Here is an 18,876-nt window from a genome sequence, read left to right as displayed (position 1 = left end):
ATCAGCCGTTGGCGGGCTGCGGGTCGGGGTCGGCCTCGGGCCGAATCTCGTTGTTGATGGTGACCTTCGAGCCGTTGCGAAGCTTCAGCAGGCCGCTGGTCGCCACGCGCGCGCCGGCTTCCAGGCCCTCGGTGATCTCGACGAGGTCGCCCCGCCGCTCGCCCGTCTGGACGATGCGGCGTTCCACGGTGAGGTCGGCGTCTCCCTGCCCCTGGATCACGTAGACCGAGTTGCCGTAAGGATTGAAGCTCACGGCGGTCTGGGGAACCATCAGCACCTCGCGCGGCTCACCCCAGCGAATGGTCACGTTGGCGAACATGCCCGGCCGAAGCGACATGTCGGCGTTTTCGAAGGTCGCCTGGGCCAGGAAACTGCGCGTGCGCTCGTCGATCGAGCCCTCGACCGAAGTGACGCGGCCGTTGAAGGTCCGCCCGGGCCAGGCGTCGGTGGTCACGGTCACATCGGCGCCGATTTCGATGTGCGAGAGATGGCGCTCGGGCAACGAGAAGTCGAGGAATATCGGCTGGAGCGCGCGCAACGGCACGATCGGGGTGCCCGGCGCGATGTATTCGCCCAGATCGACGCGGCGAATGCCCAGGTAACCATTGAATGGCGCGCGCAGGACCTTCTGCTCGATGCGCGCCTGCTGGGCCTCGACTTCGGCAACCGCCTGCCGGTAGCGGGACTCGGCTTCGTCCAGATCGGATTCCGACACGCTGTTCTGCGCGCGCAGGCGGCGCAGGCGGTCGCGTTCGGATTCGGCCAGGTCGCGAGCGGCGCGCAGGGCGGCCAACTGCGCCTGATCGGCATCGACGTCCAGGCGGGCCAGCACGTCGCCGGCCTCCACGAAGGCACCGTTATCGAACTCGAGCGAGCGCACGATGCCGCCGAGCTCGGTCGTGAGGTTGACGCCGTTGGTGGCCTTGAAGCTGCCCACCGCACGAATCTCCCGCGGCCAGGTGTCCTGCCTGGCTTCGGTCGCGGTGACCGTGGCGGTCGGCGCCGGCATGCTGTCGAAATACTGGTTCATCATCATGCCGGAGAACCAGATCCATCCGAACACACCACCGAACACCACGGCGACGACGATCAGCATCACGATCATGCGCTTGGTCACCGAGGGTTTCTTGCGCTGTGCGCCTTGTTGTTGATTGGCCATAGGTCAGTCTCGATCAGATCGGGGATTGGGAGATGTGCCCGGGGTCGGAAAGCAGGTCTTCCAGGCCCTGGTGGTCGCAAACGTCGGAAAAGACTTCGCGGCACAGCCGCTCGACCTTGGCAGCGACGTGCGACGCGCTGATGTCATCGACCAGCGGCTTCCAGCCCAGGCCGTTGAGCAGGAACTCGATGTGCTGCAGCAACAGGCCGTACGGGCGGTTCACGTCATAAAACGACAGCAACCCGTCGGCGTGCACCAGGGTGTGCATGCCCAGGCAGAGCGTCCACGGCCCGACGCCCAGATCGAGGTTGCGCAGCCCGCGATCCGGCAGGTCGCCGTCGGCAACGGCCTGGCGGATAATCGAACGCACCTCCTCGCACATCGGCTGGCTGCCTTCCAGTGCGGCCTGGCGCCGAGCATCACTGGTCGCCGACCAGACCGCTTCGGTAAAGACGTACTGGGCCAGGCGGAAATGCTCCGGACACTGTTTTGCGAACAGGACATCGGCCACCGACAGCGCAAACATCCGGTCACGCGTCGCGCCGTCGAAAGCCGCCGCGCGGCAGAACAATGCGACCCGGTCACCGGCCATGCGCGTCGACAGGGCCAGCAGCAGGTCTTCCTTGGAAGAGAAGTGTTGGTAGAGCGTGCCGGTCGCGTAGTCGCAGGCCGCCGCGACGCGCGCCATGGTGAGGCTGAGCAGGCCGTCGGAGAGAATCAGCTGGCGTGCCGTGTCCAGGAAGAGATCTTCCCGGGCCGCGAACTCGCGCGCCTTGCGTTCCTGGGTTCCCATGGGTGGCGAAGATAGCCCGGCAGGCGTGAATAGAACGCGTATTTTGAACGATGTTCAAAAAGTGATCAAGCCCCGGTTTGCGCGACCGCGCCTTCTTCAAGGCCTGGAGGCCGGTCGGAATCCCGCCACGGGTCCATTACAATGAGCGGCCGTTTGTCACTCGAACCCAAGGAACCCCCATGTCCGTGCTCATCTGCGGCTCGCTGGCCTACGACAACATCATGGTCTTCCCGGAGCGCTTCAAGGATCACATCCTTCCCGACAAGACCCACATGATCAATGTCGCCTTCCTGGTCCCCGAACTGCACCGCAATTTCGGCGGCACCGCCGGCAACATCGCCTACAACCTGCGCAAGCTCGGCGGCGACCCGCTGCCCATGGCCACCGTGGGCCCGGATTTCGACGACTACGCCCGCCATCTCGAGCGGCTGGACATCAACCAGGATTTCGTGCGCACGCTCGGCGATCACTGGACGGCCCAGGCCTATATCACGACCGATCTCGACGACAACCAGATCACGGCCTTCCACCCAGGCGCGATGAACGAGGCCCACTGCCAACCCGTCCCGGAAGACCGCGAGATTCGCTTCGGCATCGTCTCGCCGGACGGCAAGCAGGCCATGCTCGATCATTCCGAGCAGTTCAAGGCCGCCGGCATCCCGCACATCTTCGATCCCGGCCAGGGCCTGCCGCTTTTCTCCGGCGAGGAGCTGCAGCGCATGATCACCAACGCCGACTGGCTGGCGGTCAACTCCTACGAGTGGGAGATGCTCAAGAACAAGACCGGCTGGGAGCACGGCGACATCACTTCGCGCCTGTCCGGCGGGCTGGTGATCACCCACGGCGGGGAAGGCTCGGAACTCTGGAACGGCGAAGGCCGCACGCACATCCCCGCCGTCAAACCTGAAAGAGTGACCGACCCCACCGGCTGCGGCGACGCCTACCGCGCCGGCCTGCTGTTCGGCCTGGAGAAGGGCTGGGACCCTGCCGACGCCTGCCGCCTGGGATCGATCCTGGGCTCGATGAAGATCGCCGAAGCCGGCCCGCAGCACCACGACTTCACGCCCGCGGAAATCGGTAAGCGCTTCGAGGCCGAATTCGGAAAGGCCATGCCGGGCTGAAGCCTCCATCCGGCCCGACCCGCCCGGGTCCGGCCGGATCGCCGTTCCAGGCCAACGCAACCTGCCTGTGACGGCGGACAAGCAAGCAAATTTTCCAAAAAGAGAAACCGGTCACGGCAATTTCCGCGGCGCCGGCCTATGATCGGGAGTCGAACGCACAGCGGTTTGCCGTCATGCCCATCCGACTGATCTGCCTCATATTCCTGCTCTGCGCCGGTTGTGCGAGCGCTGTCGCCGCCCCGGCCGCGAAGCTGAACGACTACGCCCTTCTCGACCTGCCCTCGCCCGCGCACCGCGTCGAGACGCACATGACGGTCAATGCATTCGGCCAGCGCTGGCAGCTCTCGCTTCGCGACAATACGGCGCCGTTTGCGCAACTCAGCGCCGACCTTCGCGAGCGCATCAGCCGGGGAGGCCACCGCTACATGAGCGGAGAAGTCGTCGGTCGACCCGGCAGCTGGGTTCGCCTCAACTGGACCGGTCATCGCTGGTGGGGCGCGTTCCACGATGGCCGTGCGCTGTACCTGATCGACCGCGCCGCCGGCTTCGACTGGACAGGCCGGGCCGAGCCGGCTGCCGGGCAGGACATCGTGTTTCGGCGCCAGGACTTGAGCCTGGAGGGCGTCATCGGGCACGATCCCATCGTGCCACCCGTCCCGAACCGCCCTCAGTCGACTGCCGATCGCGGATCGACATCCGGCGCGCAGTCTCTCCCGGTCACGATCGTGGCCGATACGGCCTTCCAGGCCACCCATGGCGGTAATGCCGCTGCCATCGTGGCCGGACGCATCAACTTCGTCGACGGCATCTACACTTCCCAGCTCGGCACCGGAATCGTGCTCCACCATCTCGAAGCACTGAGCGACGACGGACCACTGACGGCAACCGAAGCCTCGACCCTTCTCGGCGAGTTTCGTGACTTCATGGATGGCGGTGACGGCAGCGCAATCCCCTTCGCCGGGCTGGCGCACCTGGTGACGAGTCGCTCACGCGACGGCGGAATCGCCGGCATTGCCTACCTGGGCGTTCTCTGCAGCTCCTTCGCCGGCTACGGCGTGGACTGGGACGCCGGCAACGAAACGACCAACGGCCTGGTCTTCGCGCACGAACTGGGGCACAACTTCGACGCCCCGCACGACGGCCAGAACGAGTGCGCCGACGAGACCTTCCGGGGCATCATGAATCCGTCGATCAACGGCTCCCAGGAGTTCTCGCAATGCAGCCTGGAGCAGATGCAACCCGCAGTGGCCGCCGCTTCCTGCCTGGTGACCACACCCAACGCCGATCTCATCTTCGGAGACGGCTTCGGCGCGCTGCCGTGACAGACTGCCGCGGCTTCAGCGCAGGCTCGCGGCGTAGTGGGCAATGGCGTCGATCACCGATTCATCGAGCGCGGCAGCGACCCCGTACATGGGGCTGAGCCGCCGCGGACTCTCGCCGCTGCGGTACTCGCGCAACACCTTGGCGATGTAGCCGGGCTGCTGACCGGCAATCCGGGCGTAGCCCTGCTGGCCGCGCCCATCGGCGCCGTGGCACTGCGCGCAGCGTAGCTGGTACTCGGCGGCGCCCTGTTGCGCCAGATCGGCATCGAGCACCGGCCGCTCGCGCTCCATGTTCGTGTAGTAGAGCGCCAGGGTGACTTTTTCCTCGTTGCTGAAGGTCGCCGCGAGAACGTTCATCACTTTCTTCTCGCGCGTACCGGCCGCAAACTGCTCGATCTGGTCGAGCAGGTAGGCGGCGTTCTGACCCGCCAGGGCGGGATAAGTCGGCCGTTCGGCGTTGCCGTCGTCGCCGTGACAGGTATTGCAGAAGATCGCGCGCTCCCGGCCCGCCTTGATGACGTCTTCGAGCGCTTGGGGATCGGATTCGATTTCTTCGCGCAGTGCCCGGAAATCGGAGACCAGATCATCGGGCAACTCGTCGAGGCCGTACTGGGCGAGTACCGCCGGAGCGGCCAGGAGTGTGATCAACAGGAACGTGCAACGCGTCATCGTGGGCTCCCCTTGCTGGACGGATTCGACTTTCGGGACGGCAATCTAGCCCGACTCGGGGCCGGCAAACTTGCATTAGATCAATTTCCGCCCGAAACGCCACGAATTGCTTGACTTCCCCGGAAAAAATGGAAAAAATAGCCGGCTCGCTTGAGGCTACGTAGCTCAGCCGGTTAGAGCACAGCACTCATAATGCTGGGGTCGGTGGTTCGAGTCCACCCGTAGCCACCACCGTTTCAGGCGCCGGGGTCGCCCCAGGACCCCGGCGTGCTCCTTTCCGGCAAAGCCCAGGCATGAACGCCCACTCGCTTTTTCTGACTGCGCTGCGGCCCTTCGAGGCGGCGCGGCGCCTGGCCGTTGCCGACGGCGAGCGCCTGCACGGCCACGGCTTCGAGGCCCGCATCTTCGCAGCCGCCGCCTCCTGTCCCGGCGACTTCCCCGGCGATGAAACGCGTGCGCTGGGAGCAATCCTGGACGAGGCCGTCGCGCCACTCGACTACGCGCTCGTCAACGAGCTCATCGGCGCACCGGACGACGCCCGCATCGCCGAATGGCTGCTGGAGCGCGCCGCTTCGGCCCAACCGCACGCCATCGTCCTGAGGAGCGCGCCGGATCGTGGCGCGGTCGTGGAGCCGGGAAAACACCCGCTGGCCTGGCGCCGCTTCCGCTTCGAGTCCGCGCACCGGCTGCCCAGCGTTCCTCGGGGGCACAAGTGCGGCCGGATGCACGGTCACGGTTTCGAGGCGGTCATCCATGCTCGCGTCGATGCCGGGCAGGATGCCTGGCGCACGCAGGATCGGATCGCCGAAGCCTGGCAGCCGGTGCACGAGCAGATCCACTTCGCCTGCCTGAACGACCTGCCCGGCCTCGACAACCCCACCAGCGAAGTCCTGGCCCGCTGGCTCTGGCAGAACCTTACCGATGTTCTGCCCGGCCTGACCGGCATCTCGGTGCTGGAAACCGCTTCGGCCGGCTGCCACTACGACGGCCGCACCTGGCGAATCTGGAAAGCGATGTCCTTCGACAGCGCCGTCCGGCTTGCGCGGGCGCCGCAGGGCGATCCCCGCAGGCTGCTCCACGGGCACACGTTCACCACGCGCCTGCACCTGGCCGGCGGGCTCGACGAGGTGATGGGCTGGGTCCACGACTACGGCGACGTCAAACAGCGTTTCGATCCGCTGTTCCGGGAACTCGACCATCAGCCGCTCCACCAGAAGGCCGGGCTCGAGGACAACGACCCGGCTGCCATCGCGCGCCACATCGAGGCGCGGATGGCCGCCGAACTCCCGGGGCTGAGCCGTATCGATGTGCTCGAAAAACCCGGGCACGGCGCCCTTCTACTGCGCGGCGGAAGCACCCGGGGCCTGCTCGTGCCATGACCTACACCGTCCGCGAGATCTTTCACACGCTGCAGGGCGAGGGGCTCAACGCCGGCCGGCCGGCAGTCTTCCTGCGTTTTGCCGGCTGCAACCTCTGGTCCGGACGGGAGCAGCACCGGCATCTGGCGATCTGCAAGTTCTGCGACACCCAGTTCGTCGGTACGGGCGGTCCGGGCGGCGGCAAGTTCGAGGACGGTGAGTCGCTGGCGGCCGCCGTCAGCCGGCGCTGGCCGCACGACGCGCAAGGTCCGAAACTGGTGGTCTGCACCGGCGGCGAACCCCTGCTGCAGCTCGACCGAGCCGCGATCGATGCCTTGCACGAACGCGGCTTCGAGATCGCCGTCGAAACCAACGGCACCATCCCCGCTCCCTCCGGCATCGACTGGCTCTGCGTCAGCCCGAAGGCGGGCGCCGAGCTCGTGGTCGAGCACGGCGACGAACTCAAGCTCGTCTATCCGCAGGCGGGTATCGACCCGGCCGACTTCGAAGGGCTCGACTTCCGTCACTTCCTGCTCCAGCCCATGGACGGCCCCGAACTCGAAGGCAACACCCGGCGATCGATCGAGTACTGCATGCAGCACCCGAAATGGCGCCTGAGCGTACAGACGCACAAGCTGCTCGGCCTGCCCTGATTGCCCTGAAGACGCGCGCGTTGACGAAGCCGAGCAGCCGCTCGCATATGCTAGAGTTCGAAAGTTGCCGACGACGTGCTTTGCGGGGGTTTCATGCCAGCCAATAATCCGGCCATCGATCTCGATCAGGTCCGCCGCCAGTGCGCGCGCTGCGACCTGCGCGAACTCTGCCTGCCGGCCGGACTCGACAGCGCCGACGTCGATCGAGTCGACCAGATGGTGGCCGACCGCACCAGCCTGGCATCGGGCGACACGCTCTATCACGCCGGCTCCCCTTTCCGCGCGCTGTACGTCATCAAGTCCGGCTCGCTCAAGACGCAGGCGGTGTCCGAGGGCGGCGAGCTGCAGATACTGGGCTTCCACCTGCCCGGCGAGATCATGGGATTCGACGCCCTGGCCGGCGAACGCCACCAGTGCAGCGCCGAGGCCCTGGAGGCCTCCAGCGTGTGCCGGCTGCCGTACGCCGAACTCGAACGCATCAGTGCGTCCGTTCCCGGACTGCAGCGCCAGTTCATGCGCCTGGTCAGCCGCGAGATGGGCGACGATCACGACCACATGGCCATGATGGGACGCAACCAGGCGATCAGCCGACTGGCCCTGTTCCTGCACAGCATGAGCAAGCGACAGGCGCGTCTGGGCCGCAGCGCCGACCAGCTGACCTTGACCATGTCGCGCGCCGACCTGGCCAACTACCTGGGCCTGGTACTGGAGACCGTCAGCCGCCTGTTCGGCCGCCTGCAGGAAATGGGCGTCATTGAAGTCCGCCGCCGCGAAGTCAAGATCCTCGACCGAGAAGGGCTCAAGTCCATCGGCGAATGCTGATCGACCCGCTTTGATTCGGGTCAAATAGCCCACCTCGGGCAGCCTTCATACTGGCGCCACAATTGATGCATTGTGGAGTCACCTATGCGCACGCTTACCCGTCTCGGCTTCGCCCTGGCCCTCGCCCTGCCCCTGTCCACCGCCATCGCCGATGAAGGCAATACCTGGCAGCCGACGCTCGACCTCCGCTATCGTCTCGAACTGGTGGACGACGACCGCTTCGTGAACGATGCCACCGCATCGACCCTGCGCGCCCGCGTCGGCATCATCAGCCCCGAGTGGTCCGGCTGGCGGTTCGGCCTGACCGCCCACGCCAACCGTCATATCGGCAGCGAGGACTTCAATTCCACGGCCAACGGCCGTACCGCCTACCCGGTGGTCGCCGATCCCGACGACGAGAACATCTCCGAGGCATGGATCGGCTACTCGCGCCCCGACCGCTTCAGCCTGCGTGCGGGCCGACAGCGCCTGCTGGAAGACAACGTTCGCTTCCTCGGCAACGTCGGCTTTCGCCAGCTCGAGCAGACCTTCGACGCCGTGACGGTCGGCCTGGAAGCGGCCGAGTGGCGCATCGACCTGCGCTGGCTGGACAAGGCGCATCGCGTCTTCGGGCCGTCGAACCCCAACGACCGGCTCGCCGAAGCCGACCTCGACACCTGGATGGGGACCTTCTCCCGCGCGATCGGCCAAAGCACCCTGGCGTTCTATGCCCACCGCATCGCCTTCGAGGACCGGCCGGCTTCTCACCGCAACCTCGGTGCCCGCCTGACCGGCACGATTCCGGGCCGCGAGGACTTCAGCTATCGACTCGAATTCGCGCGCCAGGACGGCATCCGTGAGCTCGACGACGTCGACGGACAGAACTACCTGCATGCGCGCATCGCGCAAAAGCTGGAAGCATGGCACTGGTTCGCCGGCCACGAGCGGCTCGGCGGCGATGGGACATACGCTTTCCAAACCCCGCTGGCCACCCTGCACGCGCACAACGGCTGGACCGATCAGTTCCTGTCCACGCCGGCGGACGGCCTGGTCGACACCTACGCGGCCGCCGGCACGAAACTCGGCCGGTGGACCGGCCTGGTCAAGCTGCACGACTTCCGCAGCGACCGCGGCTCGATCAACTACGGCCGAGAGTACGGCGTCATGGTCAAGCGACCGCTGCCCGCAGGCCTGTCATTCGAGGTCAAGGCGGCGCAATTCGACGGCGACGACGGCCGCACCGACGTGCAGAAGATCTGGTTGACGCTGAACGGAAACTGGTAGGGCGCGGGCGGGGCGGAACCTGGTTTCAGGTTTCAGGGTTCGGAACCCGGAACCCGGAACCCGCAGCAGCCTACAGCCACCATTGCGAGAGCTGGTCGTCGGGACTGCCGTGATGGGCGACCTGCGCCTGGAAGAGCTCCGCCGTGGCCAGCGCGTCGGTCAGGGCGTGGTGTGGTGAATACTCCGGCAAGCCGTAGCGGCGCCTGGCGTCGGCCAGGCGCAGCGACACCCGCCGGCGACCGAACCAGGTCAGCGGATTGAGCGTGCGTTGCTGGCTGACCCGCTTTTCGATCTGGAGGGTATCGATGAGCGGGAACAGCACGCCCTCGCCGAAGCGCCTGAGAAAGGCCTGGTAGAGAAACCGCCGCTCGATGGCGTGATAGTGAACGACAGCCACGCGACCCGACAGCGCCTCGAGAAAGCCATCGACGATGTCCTCCAGGTCCGGCGCGCCGTCGACTTCCTCGTGCGTGATCCGGTGGATGGTGATGGAGTGCTCGTCGATCTCCCGACGCGGCCGGATGACGCGGTAATAGCCCTGTGCCGGGCGAATGCGTTGGAGCGAGAACGGCACCATGCCGATGCTGACGATGCCGTGCCGCTTCGGGTCGAGGCCGGTCGTCTCCAGGTCGAGCGCCACCAGCGGCGCTTCGGACAGGCTCGTGTCGGCCTTCGGCGCCCCGCGGGCGTAGAAATCGCGCAGCGGCGCCTGCCGGCTCCCGGCGGCCAGTTCCGCGAAGCGCTCCCGCCAGTCGCGCGTCGGGGGCGTTTCCTTTCGATCCGGCGAAAACATCTACTGGCGACCACGAACCGGTCGGTAACGGAAACGGATGAATTTCTGGGCGTTGGCCAGCACCTTGAAGGCATCCTTGAGGCTGCGCCGCTCGAACGCGGATAGAACTTCGGGGTCGATGTTGTTGTTGGCCTCGCCGCCGCGCTCGGCGTCCCAGGCCTGGTGCCGGGCGCGCACCATGGCGATGAACTCCAGGGAGTCGCGCAAGTCGGCGGCCATGCTGGCGGTCAGGAAGCCGGCGGCCACCGTATCCTCGAGCCGGCGAAAGGAATTCTGCGACTGGGAACCGGCCGCCAGCGCGTGCACCCGGATAACGTCGACCAGCGGCGCGGTGCCGCGACGCTTGAGGTTGATCGAGTTCTCGTGGCGCCCGCCGTGCTCGAGCACGAAATCGCGAAAGAAGCCCAGCGGCGGCGTGCGGTTGTTGGCGTTGATCGCCAGGCAGCCCAGGAAGATCGGCTGGACGCTCGCCTCCTGCGCGATCAGGCTCTTGAGCTCGTCGGCCATGCTCGTGACGCCGGCCACGCCGTCGAGATCGAAGAAGATCGAACTGTGCAGGAGTCGCTCGGCGCTGGGCTTGCGAATCCACTCGGTGAACTGCTGCTTCCAGGCGGCAAGCGGCTGGCGCCACTTCTTGTTGGTCGCCATGATGTCACCGCTGCAGTAGACGTAGCCGGCCCGGTGCAGGCCGTCGCTGACGAACTGCGCCAACTCGCGGAAGTACTCGTCGTGCACCTTCGGATCGAAGGCGTCATCCAGGATCATGGCATTGTCCTGGTCGGTGTAGAGGAACTGCTCGTCGCGAGCCATGGAGCCCAGCGCAAGGAAGCAGTACGGCACCGGCGGCGGCCCGAGCTTCTCTTCGCCGAGTTCCAGCAGGCGCTGCTTGAAGGCCCTGCCGATGGTCGCCATCGCCGAGCCGATCATGTGCGAGTTGGCATCCTCGTTGACCATCCGGACGAAACTCGCAGCGACCGACGGCTTGAGCGCCTCCAGTTCTTCGTGGCTGCCGCAGTGAAAGATGTTGCGCACCACGAACAGGCTGTTCTGCGTCTCGTGGTGGATGATATCGGCCATGTCGAGCACGCCGACCGGGCGGCGGTGATCCAGCACGGGCAGGTGGTGCACGTTCTGGCGCAGCATCACCAGAAGCGCTTCGAACAGGAACTGGTCGCGCTGGACGCTGGACACGTTGCCCGACATGACCTCCCCGACCGGCGTCGAGGGCGGCAAGCCCTCGGCCACGATCCTGCGCCGCAGGTCGCTGTCGGTGAGAATCCCCGCCAGCACGGGCGCTGCCGCCGTTTCCCCGCCATCGCCGTCCTCGAGCACCAGCACCGAAGTGACCCGCTCTTCGGTCATCAGCCGGGCCGCATCCTCGACGGCGGTCGAAACGGAGACGGTCACCGGGGATTGTCGGACCAGCTTGCCGGTACGCAGGGTCAGAAGCGGGTTGTCGCCGGCATGCTGTTTGGCAGCCTGGCGCAGCCGCGTGCGGTCTTCGACCTCGACGTAGTCGGCGAAGGCGACATTGCTGTCGAACAGGCGCTTGAACAGCTCGCCCGGGATGAAATAGATCAGGGTGTCTTCGAGCGCACGTGCAGGAAACCGCGCCGGCCGGCCGCTGAGCAGTCCGAGCTGGCCGAACAGATCGCCCTCACCGAGGCGGTTGTATAGATCGCCGCTGCGCCGGAACAACTCGACCGATCCACTGCGGATGTAGTGCAGGTCGCGAATCTCGTCGCCGAGGCTGACGATGTCGGCGCCAGCCCGGAAGTAGCTGACCTCCACCGAGCGCGCCACTTCTTCGAGCTCTTCGTCGGTCAGGAAGCTGAACGGTTCGTGGTCGCGCAGGTGCTCGCGAATCTCGATCTGTTCAATTTCCATTCACAACTCCGACGTAACGGCTCGACCTCATGGTACCGCGCCATGTTGAGCGGGCTGCTTCACGCGACAATAATGGGGCCATGCACAAGCCAACCGACAACCTCTGGTCATTAGCCGGCAAGCACGCCCTGGTTACCGGGGCGAGCCGCGGCATCGGCCTGGCGATCACCCATGCACTGTGCCAGCGCGGCGCCGAAGTCTGGATGGCCGCCCGCGGGCAGGAGCGCCTGGCCGAGTCCGCCGACGAACTGGCTTCGGCCGGATACCGGGTCCATGCGGTCAGCGCCGACGTGACCGACCCTGAGTCGCGTCGCAGGATGCTGACGGCGGTGGATGGCGCGCTCGACATCCTCGTCAACAACGCCGGCTACAACATCCGAAAGCCCGCCCTCGCCTACACCGAGGAGGAACTTCGCGGCATTCTCGACACCAACCTGGTCGCCGCCTTCGAACTGGCGCGCGCCGCCCACCCGCGCCTGAAGGCGGCCGGATCGGCCAGCCTGGTCAACATCTCCTCGGTGGCCGGGCTGACGCACCTGCGCACCGGCGCGCCGTATGCAATGAGCAAGGCGGCCATGCACCAGATGACGCGCAACCTCGCCGCCGAATGGGCCGCCGACGGCATCCGGGTCAACGCCGTCGCGCCCTGGTATATCGAGACCCCCCTGGCCCGACAGGTGCTCGACGACCCCGAGTTCCTGGCCGAAGTGCTCGCGCGCACGCCGCTGAAGCGCATCGGGCGCCCGGAGGAAGTGGCCGCGACCGTTGCCTTCCTCTGCCTGCCGGCGGCCGGCTACATTACCGGCCAGACGCTAGCCGTCGACGGCGGCTTCAGCATCTTCGGGTTCTGACGCCGCCAGCGGATCGGGCGGTCCTGCACAAGCCAATGCGCCGGGTTCGATACAATGCGGGTTCCGTTCACGGACCGAACCTGCATGGCCCTACTGGCGTTCTATCTTTTCCTCGCCGTCGGCGTTTCCTTCCTGTGTTCGATTCTCGAGGCGGCGCTTCTGAGCATCACGCCGGCCCACATCGCCGTGCTCAACGAACGCGGCAGCCGCACCGGCAAGCGCTTGAGGCGCCTCAAGCGCGACATCGACCAGCCGCTGTCGGCGATCCTCAGCCTAAACACCGTCGCCCACACTTTCGGCGCGGCCGGCGTCGGCGCCCAGGCGCAGATCGTCTTCGGCCAGGCCTGGCTCGCCCTGACATCGGCCATCGTTACCCTGCTGATCCTGGTCTTCTCCGAGATCATCCCCAAGACGCTCGGAGCGACGCACGCCAAGGCCCTGGCCGGTTTCACCGCCAGCGCCTGCATCGTGCTCATCTACCTGACCTGGCCGCTGGTGCAGCTATCGAAACAGATCACCCGCTGGCTGGCCCACGACAAGTCGGCGCCGACCGTAAGCCGCGAGGAATTCCGCGTGCTCGCCCAGGCCGGCACGCGCGAGGGTGTGTTCGAAGAGGAAGAATCGAACATCTTTCTCAATCTGATCCGCTTCAGCGCCATCCGCGTCGAGGACATCATGACCCCGCGCGTGGCCGTGGTGATGATGCGCTGCGACCAGACAGTCGCCGAGACCATGGATTCCAAACGCGGCATGAGCTTCTCGCGCTTCCCGGTCTACGGGGAATCAGACGAGGACATTCGCGGCTACGTCCTCAAGACCGACATCATGCTGGCCCAGGCGCAAGGGCGAGGTGAGACCGAACTGGACGAGCTCAGGCGCGAAGTCCTGTTCGTGCCCGAGTTCGTTTCGCTGCAGAACCTGTTCAGCCAGCTGCTCGCGCGCCAGGAGCACTTCGCCGTGGTGGTCGACGAATACGGCGGGCTGGCCGGCGTGGTCACCATGGAAGACGTGCTCGAGACCCTGCTGGGCATGGAGATCGTCGACGAGAGCGACACGGTCGAGGACCTGCGCCACGCCGCCCGCGAAAAGTGGAAGGCCCGGGCCCGCAAGCTGGGCATGGAGTGGCCCGACGCCGAAACCGAAGCGCAAGGGGAATCCAACCGAAACCGAACCGAGGAAGAGCGCCATGATTGAATTCCGCCATCGACTGATCGCCGTGCTGACACTCGCCCTGCTGGTCGGCGCCTGCGCGACCACGCCGGAGCCCACGCGCTGGCCGGATATCACCGGGTCGATGACGCCCGAGCCCAACCGGATGGTTTCCGGCCAACCCACGCCGGCCGAACTGGTCGCCGCCGAGCGAGCCGGCGTGCAGCACGTGGTCAACGCCCGCGACATCGGCGAGTTCGATGCCTGGGACGAAGGCGAGCTCGTCGATTCGCTGGCCATGACCTATCACCGCGTCCCGATCGGCAGCACGGACGACCTCGACCGCGACGCCGTCGAGGCCTTCGACCGCATCCTGGCCGAGATCGGCGATGATCCCGCGCTGCTACACTGCAAATCGGGCAATCGAATCGGTGCGCTCTATGCCCTGCGAGCGGCATGGATCGAGGGCGAAGGCCCGGAGCGCGCCATCGAGATCGGCAAGGCGCACGGGCTGACCAGCCTAGAGTCGGCCGTGCGCGAGAAGCTCGACATTCCCTGACAACGAGCGGCGAACGCCCGGTTCAGTCCATCCCGGGCCGTCCCTGCCAGTAACCACTGATCGTGTCCCGGGCGGTCGCAACCGGCCGGCCCGCCAGGGCGCCGCGGAAGCGCGCGACCACCGCCGGCATGTCTCCGGCCCCGGGCGACAGGCGCAATACGTCGACCCCGGCGGAATCCAGTTCGCCCACGAGCGGGCTCAGATCCTGCACGGCGCCGGACTGCACCTGGATGCCGTTCATGTTCAGGAAGGGTTGGTCTTCACGCGTTCGAACCAGCTGACCTTCGGGATAGTGGATGCATTCGAACCCGCACTGATCCTTGCCGCGACCGACCGCGCGGGCCGTGAAGCAGCGGGCGGAATACGAAAGCGGAATCCGCCCCCAGGCCAGCAGCTCGATTTCGGGCGATGCCTCGTCTTCCGCACGCAGGGAGACGAGGTGCTCGCGCCCGAGCTCGACCGGCGCGACCATGCGGATCAGGCCCGCGTCGCGCAGCAGGGCAAGGGCCCGGTTGTTGTAGATATTCACGCCGGGCCCGGACACGAATGGCAGGCCGCGCTCGCGGCACAGCTCGACGGCCGAGAGATCGCCTGCCTCGATCGGAAACTCGCCGTTGTCGACCATGCGCTTGCAGGCCGATAACTCCGAGGCCGCCTCGATCAGGGTCAGGGTCGACAACACCACCTCGTGGCCGGCGGCCTTGAGCTCACGGCCCAGTGCCAACCAGTCGGGCAGCCTGAGCTCACGTCGCTTGGAACAAACGGTCTCGCCGAGATAGACGATATCGACCGGCTGCCCCGCCATCGTTTCGTAGAAGGCCAGCGTCTTCGCGCGCGGCCAGAAGTACTGCAACGGTCCCAGCGACAGTTTCATTGCCATGCCCTCTGGTAGGGACCGAGGGTGACCTGGCTGCCTTCCGACAGGCGGGTCAGCTCCCGCCGCCATTCGTCCTCGGTCGTGAAGTTGTCCGGACTCGCCTCGAGCCGATCGATGGCCGCGCGCCAGATCCGCGTGACCGTGCCCACGTAGGCCGCGCTGCGCTGCCGGCCCTCGATCTTGACCGCCGAGACGCCGGCAGCCGCGAGCCTGGGCAGCAACTCGAGCGTGTTGAGGCTGGTCGGCTCCTCGAGCGCGTGAAATGTCCGATCGTCCACCTGGTATCGCCCCTTGCAGACCACCGGATAGCCGGCCGGCTCACCGTCGGCAAAGCGATCGATCAGCACGCCGTTGAGCCGGGCCGTCTTGCCTTCGGCCGTGTCCTCCCAGGCGACGAACTCGGCGGGCGAACACACCCCGGCCAGGTTGGGCGAGCGGCCGGTGACGTAGCTCGACAGCTGGCAGCGGCCCTCGACCATGATGCACAGGCTGCCGAAGGCGAAGACCTCGAGCTCCACGGGCGAGCGTTCGGCCAGGTGCTCGACCTGCTGGATGGCCAGGACCCTCGGCAGCACGGCCCGCGAAATGCCAAAACACTCACGATAGAAACCGAGCGCCGCGGCCGTCGTCGCCGACCCTTGCACCGACAGGTGCCGCCGGATGTTCGGGTGCTTGCGCAAGGCGTAGTCCATGACCGCCATTTCGGCGATGATCAGCGCATCCACGCCCAGGTCGGCGGCGCGGTCCACCGCCGAGTACCACTGCGACAGTTTGTCCGAGGTCGGGTAGGTATTGAGCGCCACGTAGACCTGGCAGCCCCTGGCGCGCGCATGCGCCAGGGCCCGCTCGATGTCGCGGTCGGAGAAGTTCAGCCCCGGGAAAGCGCGCGCGTTGGTTTCGTCGCGGAAACCCAGGTAGACGGCATCGGCACCGTTGTTGACGGCCTCGGTCAGGGCCGGCAGGGAGCCGGCCGGGCAAACGAGCTTGATGGACATGGGCGAGCGCTTTCGGTCCGGTTCGAAAGCGCATCAGCATGGCCGGCGAAGGCCGCGATGTCGTTGACGGCCGTCAAGGCCGGCCGCCGCTCACTCCTGCGACGGCCCGCCGTCTGCGAGAATCGCGTCGATCGCCGAGAGCACGCGGGGCGTCTCGTCGAGCGCATTGGGCCAGTGGGGGGAAAAGCGAATCCAGCCGTCGGGGCTGGCGCAGGCCACGCCGCGTGCGGCCAGCGCCTGCACCCAGGCCGGTGATTGCGAAGGGTCCTCGGGGCGCACGCTGAGAATGCCGGAACGGCCCGACGGCGTGTCCATCCGTGCGCTTTCGAAACCGCGCTCGACGAGAGCGGGCTCGAGCGCATCGTGCCAGGCCTGGACGTGTTCCAGAATCGCCGCCACGCCGATCTGCTCGATCAGGTCCAGGCTCGCATCGAGTCCGGCGGCGCCGATCGTGTTGGGCGTGCCGGCCTCGGCCATCAGTGCCCCGGTTCGGAACGGACGGTCGTAACGCAGTTCGCCCGGCGCGCGGGTGAGGAAAGCGAAGGCGTCTTCGTGGCTGAGCCAGCCGGCCATGTAAGGCTCGAGGGCATCCGCGCGCGCCGGCGCCACGTAAAGAAAGCCGACGCCCTCCGGCGCCATCAGCCATTTGTGGGAACCGCAGGCCAGGTAGTCGATGCCCATGGCCGCCACATCCAGGGGCACGATCCCGACGGCCTGAATGGCGTCGACGAACAGTTCGGCGCCGTGGGCGCGGCACAACTCGCCCATCGCTTCCAGGGGCATGCGCTGTCCGGACGTGAACTGGACCGCGCTCACCGCAACCAGCCGGATGCCGCGCACCAGCTCGGCCTCCAGGCGCGCCAGCGCCGCTTCACGCTCGGTGCGGAAATCGTCGGCACTCATCCAGACCAGTTCCAGGTCGTGGCGGCGGGCGGCCTGCTGCCAGGGCGTGACATTGGTCGGAAACTCGCCGTCGAAGAGCAGCACCCGCTCGCCGCGCTGCCACGGCAGGCCCAGGGCGATGTCGATGATGCCGGCCGAGGTATTGGCCACCAGCCCCACGCTGCCCTGCGGGGCACCGATCAGGCGCGCGAGCCGATCGCGCAGCCTTTCGCGTCGCTCGACCTCCTTGACGTACCAGGCCATGCCCTGGCTCGCATAGCCGCCCAGCGTTGCCGCCACCGCATCGCGCACGGGCCTTGAAGGCGGCGACAGGGAGGCGTGATTGACGTAGACATCCGTCTCGAGCAGCTCGAAGAGCGCCCGGCTGCCCAGTTCTGCCCGATCCGTCATCGTTGAGTCCGCGTTTTTACCGACCCAGAGGATCGCATAAACAGGCCGGATATTGACCCTGACCAATGCGGCCATCCGGGCAGGGCGCTAGACTGAATCGAAGACAGCCGTCAGGGGGACCCCGCCAGTGGCTCCAATCAAGTTGTTCGATGTGCCGCACGATGGAACGGACTGCGCAAACGACGTCAGCCTTTTGGTCACGCGCGCCACGACCTGCGCCGCGGCGGCTCTGGCGATGCTTGTCCTGCCCCTCTACCAGCTGATCGAGATCTTCGAGCACCAGACGCCGAGCGACCTGCTGTGGCTGCACGCCGCCTGGCGAGCGCCGGTCTTCCTGGTGGCGCTGGCCAGCCTACTCGTGTGCATGCTCCAGCCGGGTTCGGGCGCGCCGAAGTTGCTGCTTCGCCTGATCGCCGCCAGCGTGATGATCATGATGTTCGGGCTGTTCACCACCAACATGCTCCATGCCCAGGGCAACCCGGAGCCCATGGCACGGGGCATCATCATGGCCACGTTTGCGGTCTCCCTGCTCTCGCTCCGGGGCGGCTGGGAGGTATTGCTTCATTTCGCGTTGCCGCTGGCCGGCAGCCTGGCCTGGCTTGCCTTCCGTGGCGCCGACCTGCTGGAAACCACCACGCAATTGGTCGACCCGGTGATGATGCTCGTCATCGCCATGATCGCCTCGGAGCTGTTCTACCGGATCCGAGGCCAGCAGTTCGCCCTCCAGCGCCAGTTGCGACAACTGGCCAGCACCGATGCGCTGACCGGCCTGCACAACCGACGCGACCTGGAACGTCGCATTGCTGCGGAAATGTCGCGAAGCCGGCGCCACGCCCAACCGCTTTCGGTGGTCATCGGCGACCTCGATCACTTCAAGCGCGTCAACGACGAATACGGGCATGGCGTGGGCGACGACGTGCTGCGCGCCGTCGGCGTGCGCATGCGTCGCAACCTTCGCAGCGAGGACCTGGCGGTGCGCTGGGGCGGCGAGGAGTTCCTGCTGCTGCTGCCCGACACTGATCGCGACGGCGCCGTAGATGTAGCGGAGAAGATCCGGCGCACGATCTCGGAGCACCCGATCGGCTGCAACGGCCAGGAGGTGCCCGTCACCATCAGCTTCGGCGTGGCGGAACTGACCGACAGCGACCAGGTCGCCGACCTCATTCGGCGCGCCGATGACGCGATGTACCGGGCCAAGGCCCAGGGCCGCGACCGCGTCTGCGCCTGACGCGCCCGCGCGCCGTGCCGGCCGGCGCCGATTGCCATGCCAAAGGAAGAGGCGGTAGACTGGCCCGGGAAGGGGTGTTGGCAC

At 66.7% G+C, this 18,876-nt stretch carries 18 protein-coding genes and 1 tRNA gene; 11 read left to right on the top strand and 8 right to left on the bottom strand.

Annotated elements, in window-relative coordinates; genetic code table 11:
- Position 1: 1 nt before the first annotated feature.
- Together DZC52_RS05710 and DZC52_RS05705 are read right to left on the bottom strand one after the other, a co-directional pair.
- Positions 2-1,159: an efflux RND transporter periplasmic adaptor subunit gene (locus DZC52_RS05710; protein WP_245960769.1), complete on the bottom strand. Its 1,158-nt coding sequence runs from the start codon at positions 1,157-1,159 to the stop codon at positions 2-4.
- A 13-nt stretch (positions 1,160-1,172) separates the two neighbouring features.
- Positions 1,173-1,952 (bottom strand): TetR/AcrR family transcriptional regulator, encoded by a 780-nt coding sequence (locus DZC52_RS05705; protein WP_116650163.1) that lies wholly within the window; start codon positions 1,950-1,952, stop codon positions 1,173-1,175.
- Positions 1,953-2,131: 179 nt separating this feature from the next.
- On the opposite strand from DZC52_RS05705, the gene DZC52_RS05700 reads away from it, so the two are divergent.
- Complete coding sequence (locus DZC52_RS05700; RefSeq protein ID WP_116650162.1) at positions 2,132-3,073, top strand: carbohydrate kinase family protein; 942 nt, start codon at positions 2,132-2,134, stop codon at positions 3,071-3,073.
- 173 nt (positions 3,074-3,246) lie between these two features.
- Entirely contained in the window at positions 3,247-4,395 is a 1,149-nt protein-coding gene (locus DZC52_RS05695) for a M12 family metallo-peptidase (protein ID WP_116650161.1), read from the top strand.
- A gap of 15 nt (positions 4,396-4,410) precedes the next feature.
- On the opposite strand, the gene DZC52_RS05690 is transcribed toward DZC52_RS05695, so the two are convergent.
- Positions 4,411-5,064, bottom strand: a complete 654-nt coding sequence (locus tag DZC52_RS05690) for a c-type cytochrome (protein ID WP_116650160.1) — start codon at positions 5,062-5,064, stop codon at positions 4,411-4,413.
- Between the two features lie 154 nt (positions 5,065-5,218).
- Between DZC52_RS05690 and DZC52_RS05685 the strand changes: the two genes are divergently transcribed.
- The 5 genes from DZC52_RS05685 to DZC52_RS05665 all read left to right on the top strand — a co-directional run bounded on the left by DZC52_RS05685 (position 5,219) and on the right by DZC52_RS05665 (position 9,160).
- Positions 5,219-5,295 (top strand) — tRNA-Met (locus DZC52_RS05685).
- Between the two features lie 62 nt (positions 5,296-5,357).
- Complete coding sequence (locus DZC52_RS05680) at positions 5,358-6,443, top strand: 6-carboxytetrahydropterin synthase (protein WP_116650159.1); 1,086 nt, start codon at positions 5,358-5,360, stop codon at positions 6,441-6,443.
- Positions 6,440-7,075: a 7-carboxy-7-deazaguanine synthase gene (gene queE / locus DZC52_RS05675; protein WP_116650158.1), complete on the top strand. Its 636-nt coding sequence runs from the start codon at positions 6,440-6,442 to the stop codon at positions 7,073-7,075. Before DZC52_RS05680 ends, queE begins: the two co-directional genes overlap by 4 nt.
- A 93-nt stretch (positions 7,076-7,168) precedes the next feature.
- Positions 7,169-7,897 (top strand): helix-turn-helix domain-containing protein, encoded by a 729-nt coding sequence (locus tag DZC52_RS05670; protein ID WP_116650157.1) that lies wholly within the window; start codon positions 7,169-7,171, stop codon positions 7,895-7,897.
- 84 nt (positions 7,898-7,981) lie between these two features.
- Complete coding sequence (locus DZC52_RS05665; protein ID WP_116650156.1) at positions 7,982-9,160, top strand: alginate export family protein; 1,179 nt, start codon at positions 7,982-7,984, stop codon at positions 9,158-9,160.
- Positions 9,161-9,230: 70 nt separating this feature from the next.
- Here the strand turns inward: DZC52_RS05665 and DZC52_RS05660 are convergent, their stop codons facing one another.
- Complete coding sequence (locus tag DZC52_RS05660; RefSeq protein WP_116650155.1) at positions 9,231-9,953, bottom strand: 3'-5' exonuclease; 723 nt, start codon at positions 9,951-9,953, stop codon at positions 9,231-9,233.
- Positions 9,954-11,840 (bottom strand): DUF294 nucleotidyltransferase-like domain-containing protein, encoded by a 1,887-nt coding sequence (locus tag DZC52_RS05655; RefSeq protein WP_116650154.1) that lies wholly within the window; start codon positions 11,838-11,840, stop codon positions 9,954-9,956.
- 80 nt (positions 11,841-11,920) lie between these two features.
- On the opposite strand from DZC52_RS05655, the gene DZC52_RS05650 reads away from it, so the two are divergent.
- The 3 genes from DZC52_RS05650 (at position 11,921) to DZC52_RS05640 (ending at position 14,399) form a co-directional block, all read left to right on the top strand.
- On the top strand, positions 11,921-12,691 hold the full coding sequence (locus tag DZC52_RS05650; RefSeq protein WP_116650153.1) for an SDR family oxidoreductase: 771 nt from the start codon (positions 11,921-11,923) through the stop codon (positions 12,689-12,691).
- An 84-nt stretch (positions 12,692-12,775) separates the two neighbouring features.
- Positions 12,776-13,885 (top strand): hemolysin family protein, encoded by a 1,110-nt coding sequence (locus DZC52_RS05645; RefSeq protein WP_116650186.1) that lies wholly within the window; start codon positions 12,776-12,778, stop codon positions 13,883-13,885.
- Positions 13,878-14,399 (top strand): protein tyrosine phosphatase family protein, encoded by a 522-nt coding sequence (locus DZC52_RS05640; protein WP_116650152.1) that lies wholly within the window; start codon positions 13,878-13,880, stop codon positions 14,397-14,399. The genes DZC52_RS05645 and DZC52_RS05640 overlap by 8 nt, the downstream gene beginning before the upstream one ends.
- A 22-nt stretch (positions 14,400-14,421) precedes the next feature.
- Here DZC52_RS05640 and DZC52_RS05635 read toward each other — a convergent pair whose 3' ends face one another.
- The 3 genes from DZC52_RS05635 to DZC52_RS05625 form a co-directional block, all read right to left on the bottom strand.
- Entirely contained in the window at positions 14,422-15,273 is an 852-nt protein-coding gene (locus tag DZC52_RS05635) for a U32 family peptidase (RefSeq protein WP_116650151.1), read from the bottom strand.
- Positions 15,270-16,265, bottom strand: a complete 996-nt coding sequence (gene ubiU, locus DZC52_RS05630; protein ID WP_116650185.1) for a ubiquinone anaerobic biosynthesis protein UbiU — start codon at positions 16,263-16,265, stop codon at positions 15,270-15,272. Before ubiU ends, DZC52_RS05635 begins: the two co-directional genes overlap by 4 nt.
- Positions 16,266-16,361: 96 nt before the next feature.
- Positions 16,362-17,564, bottom strand: a complete 1,203-nt coding sequence (locus DZC52_RS05625) for an aminotransferase class V-fold PLP-dependent enzyme (RefSeq protein WP_116650150.1) — start codon at positions 17,562-17,564, stop codon at positions 16,362-16,364.
- Between the two features lie 127 nt (positions 17,565-17,691).
- On the opposite strand from DZC52_RS05625, the gene DZC52_RS05620 reads away from it, so the two are divergent.
- Positions 17,692-18,792, top strand: a complete 1,101-nt coding sequence (locus DZC52_RS05620; RefSeq protein ID WP_147307617.1) for a GGDEF domain-containing protein — start codon at positions 17,692-17,694, stop codon at positions 18,790-18,792.
- Positions 18,793-18,876: the final 84 nt, after the last annotated feature.

It is taken from the genome of Wenzhouxiangella sediminis (assembly GCF_003410055.1).
In the GTDB taxonomy this organism is placed as follows: Bacteria; Pseudomonadota; Gammaproteobacteria; order Xanthomonadales; family Wenzhouxiangellaceae; genus Wenzhouxiangella; species Wenzhouxiangella sediminis.
This window is presented reverse-complemented; position numbering and strand designations above follow the sequence as displayed.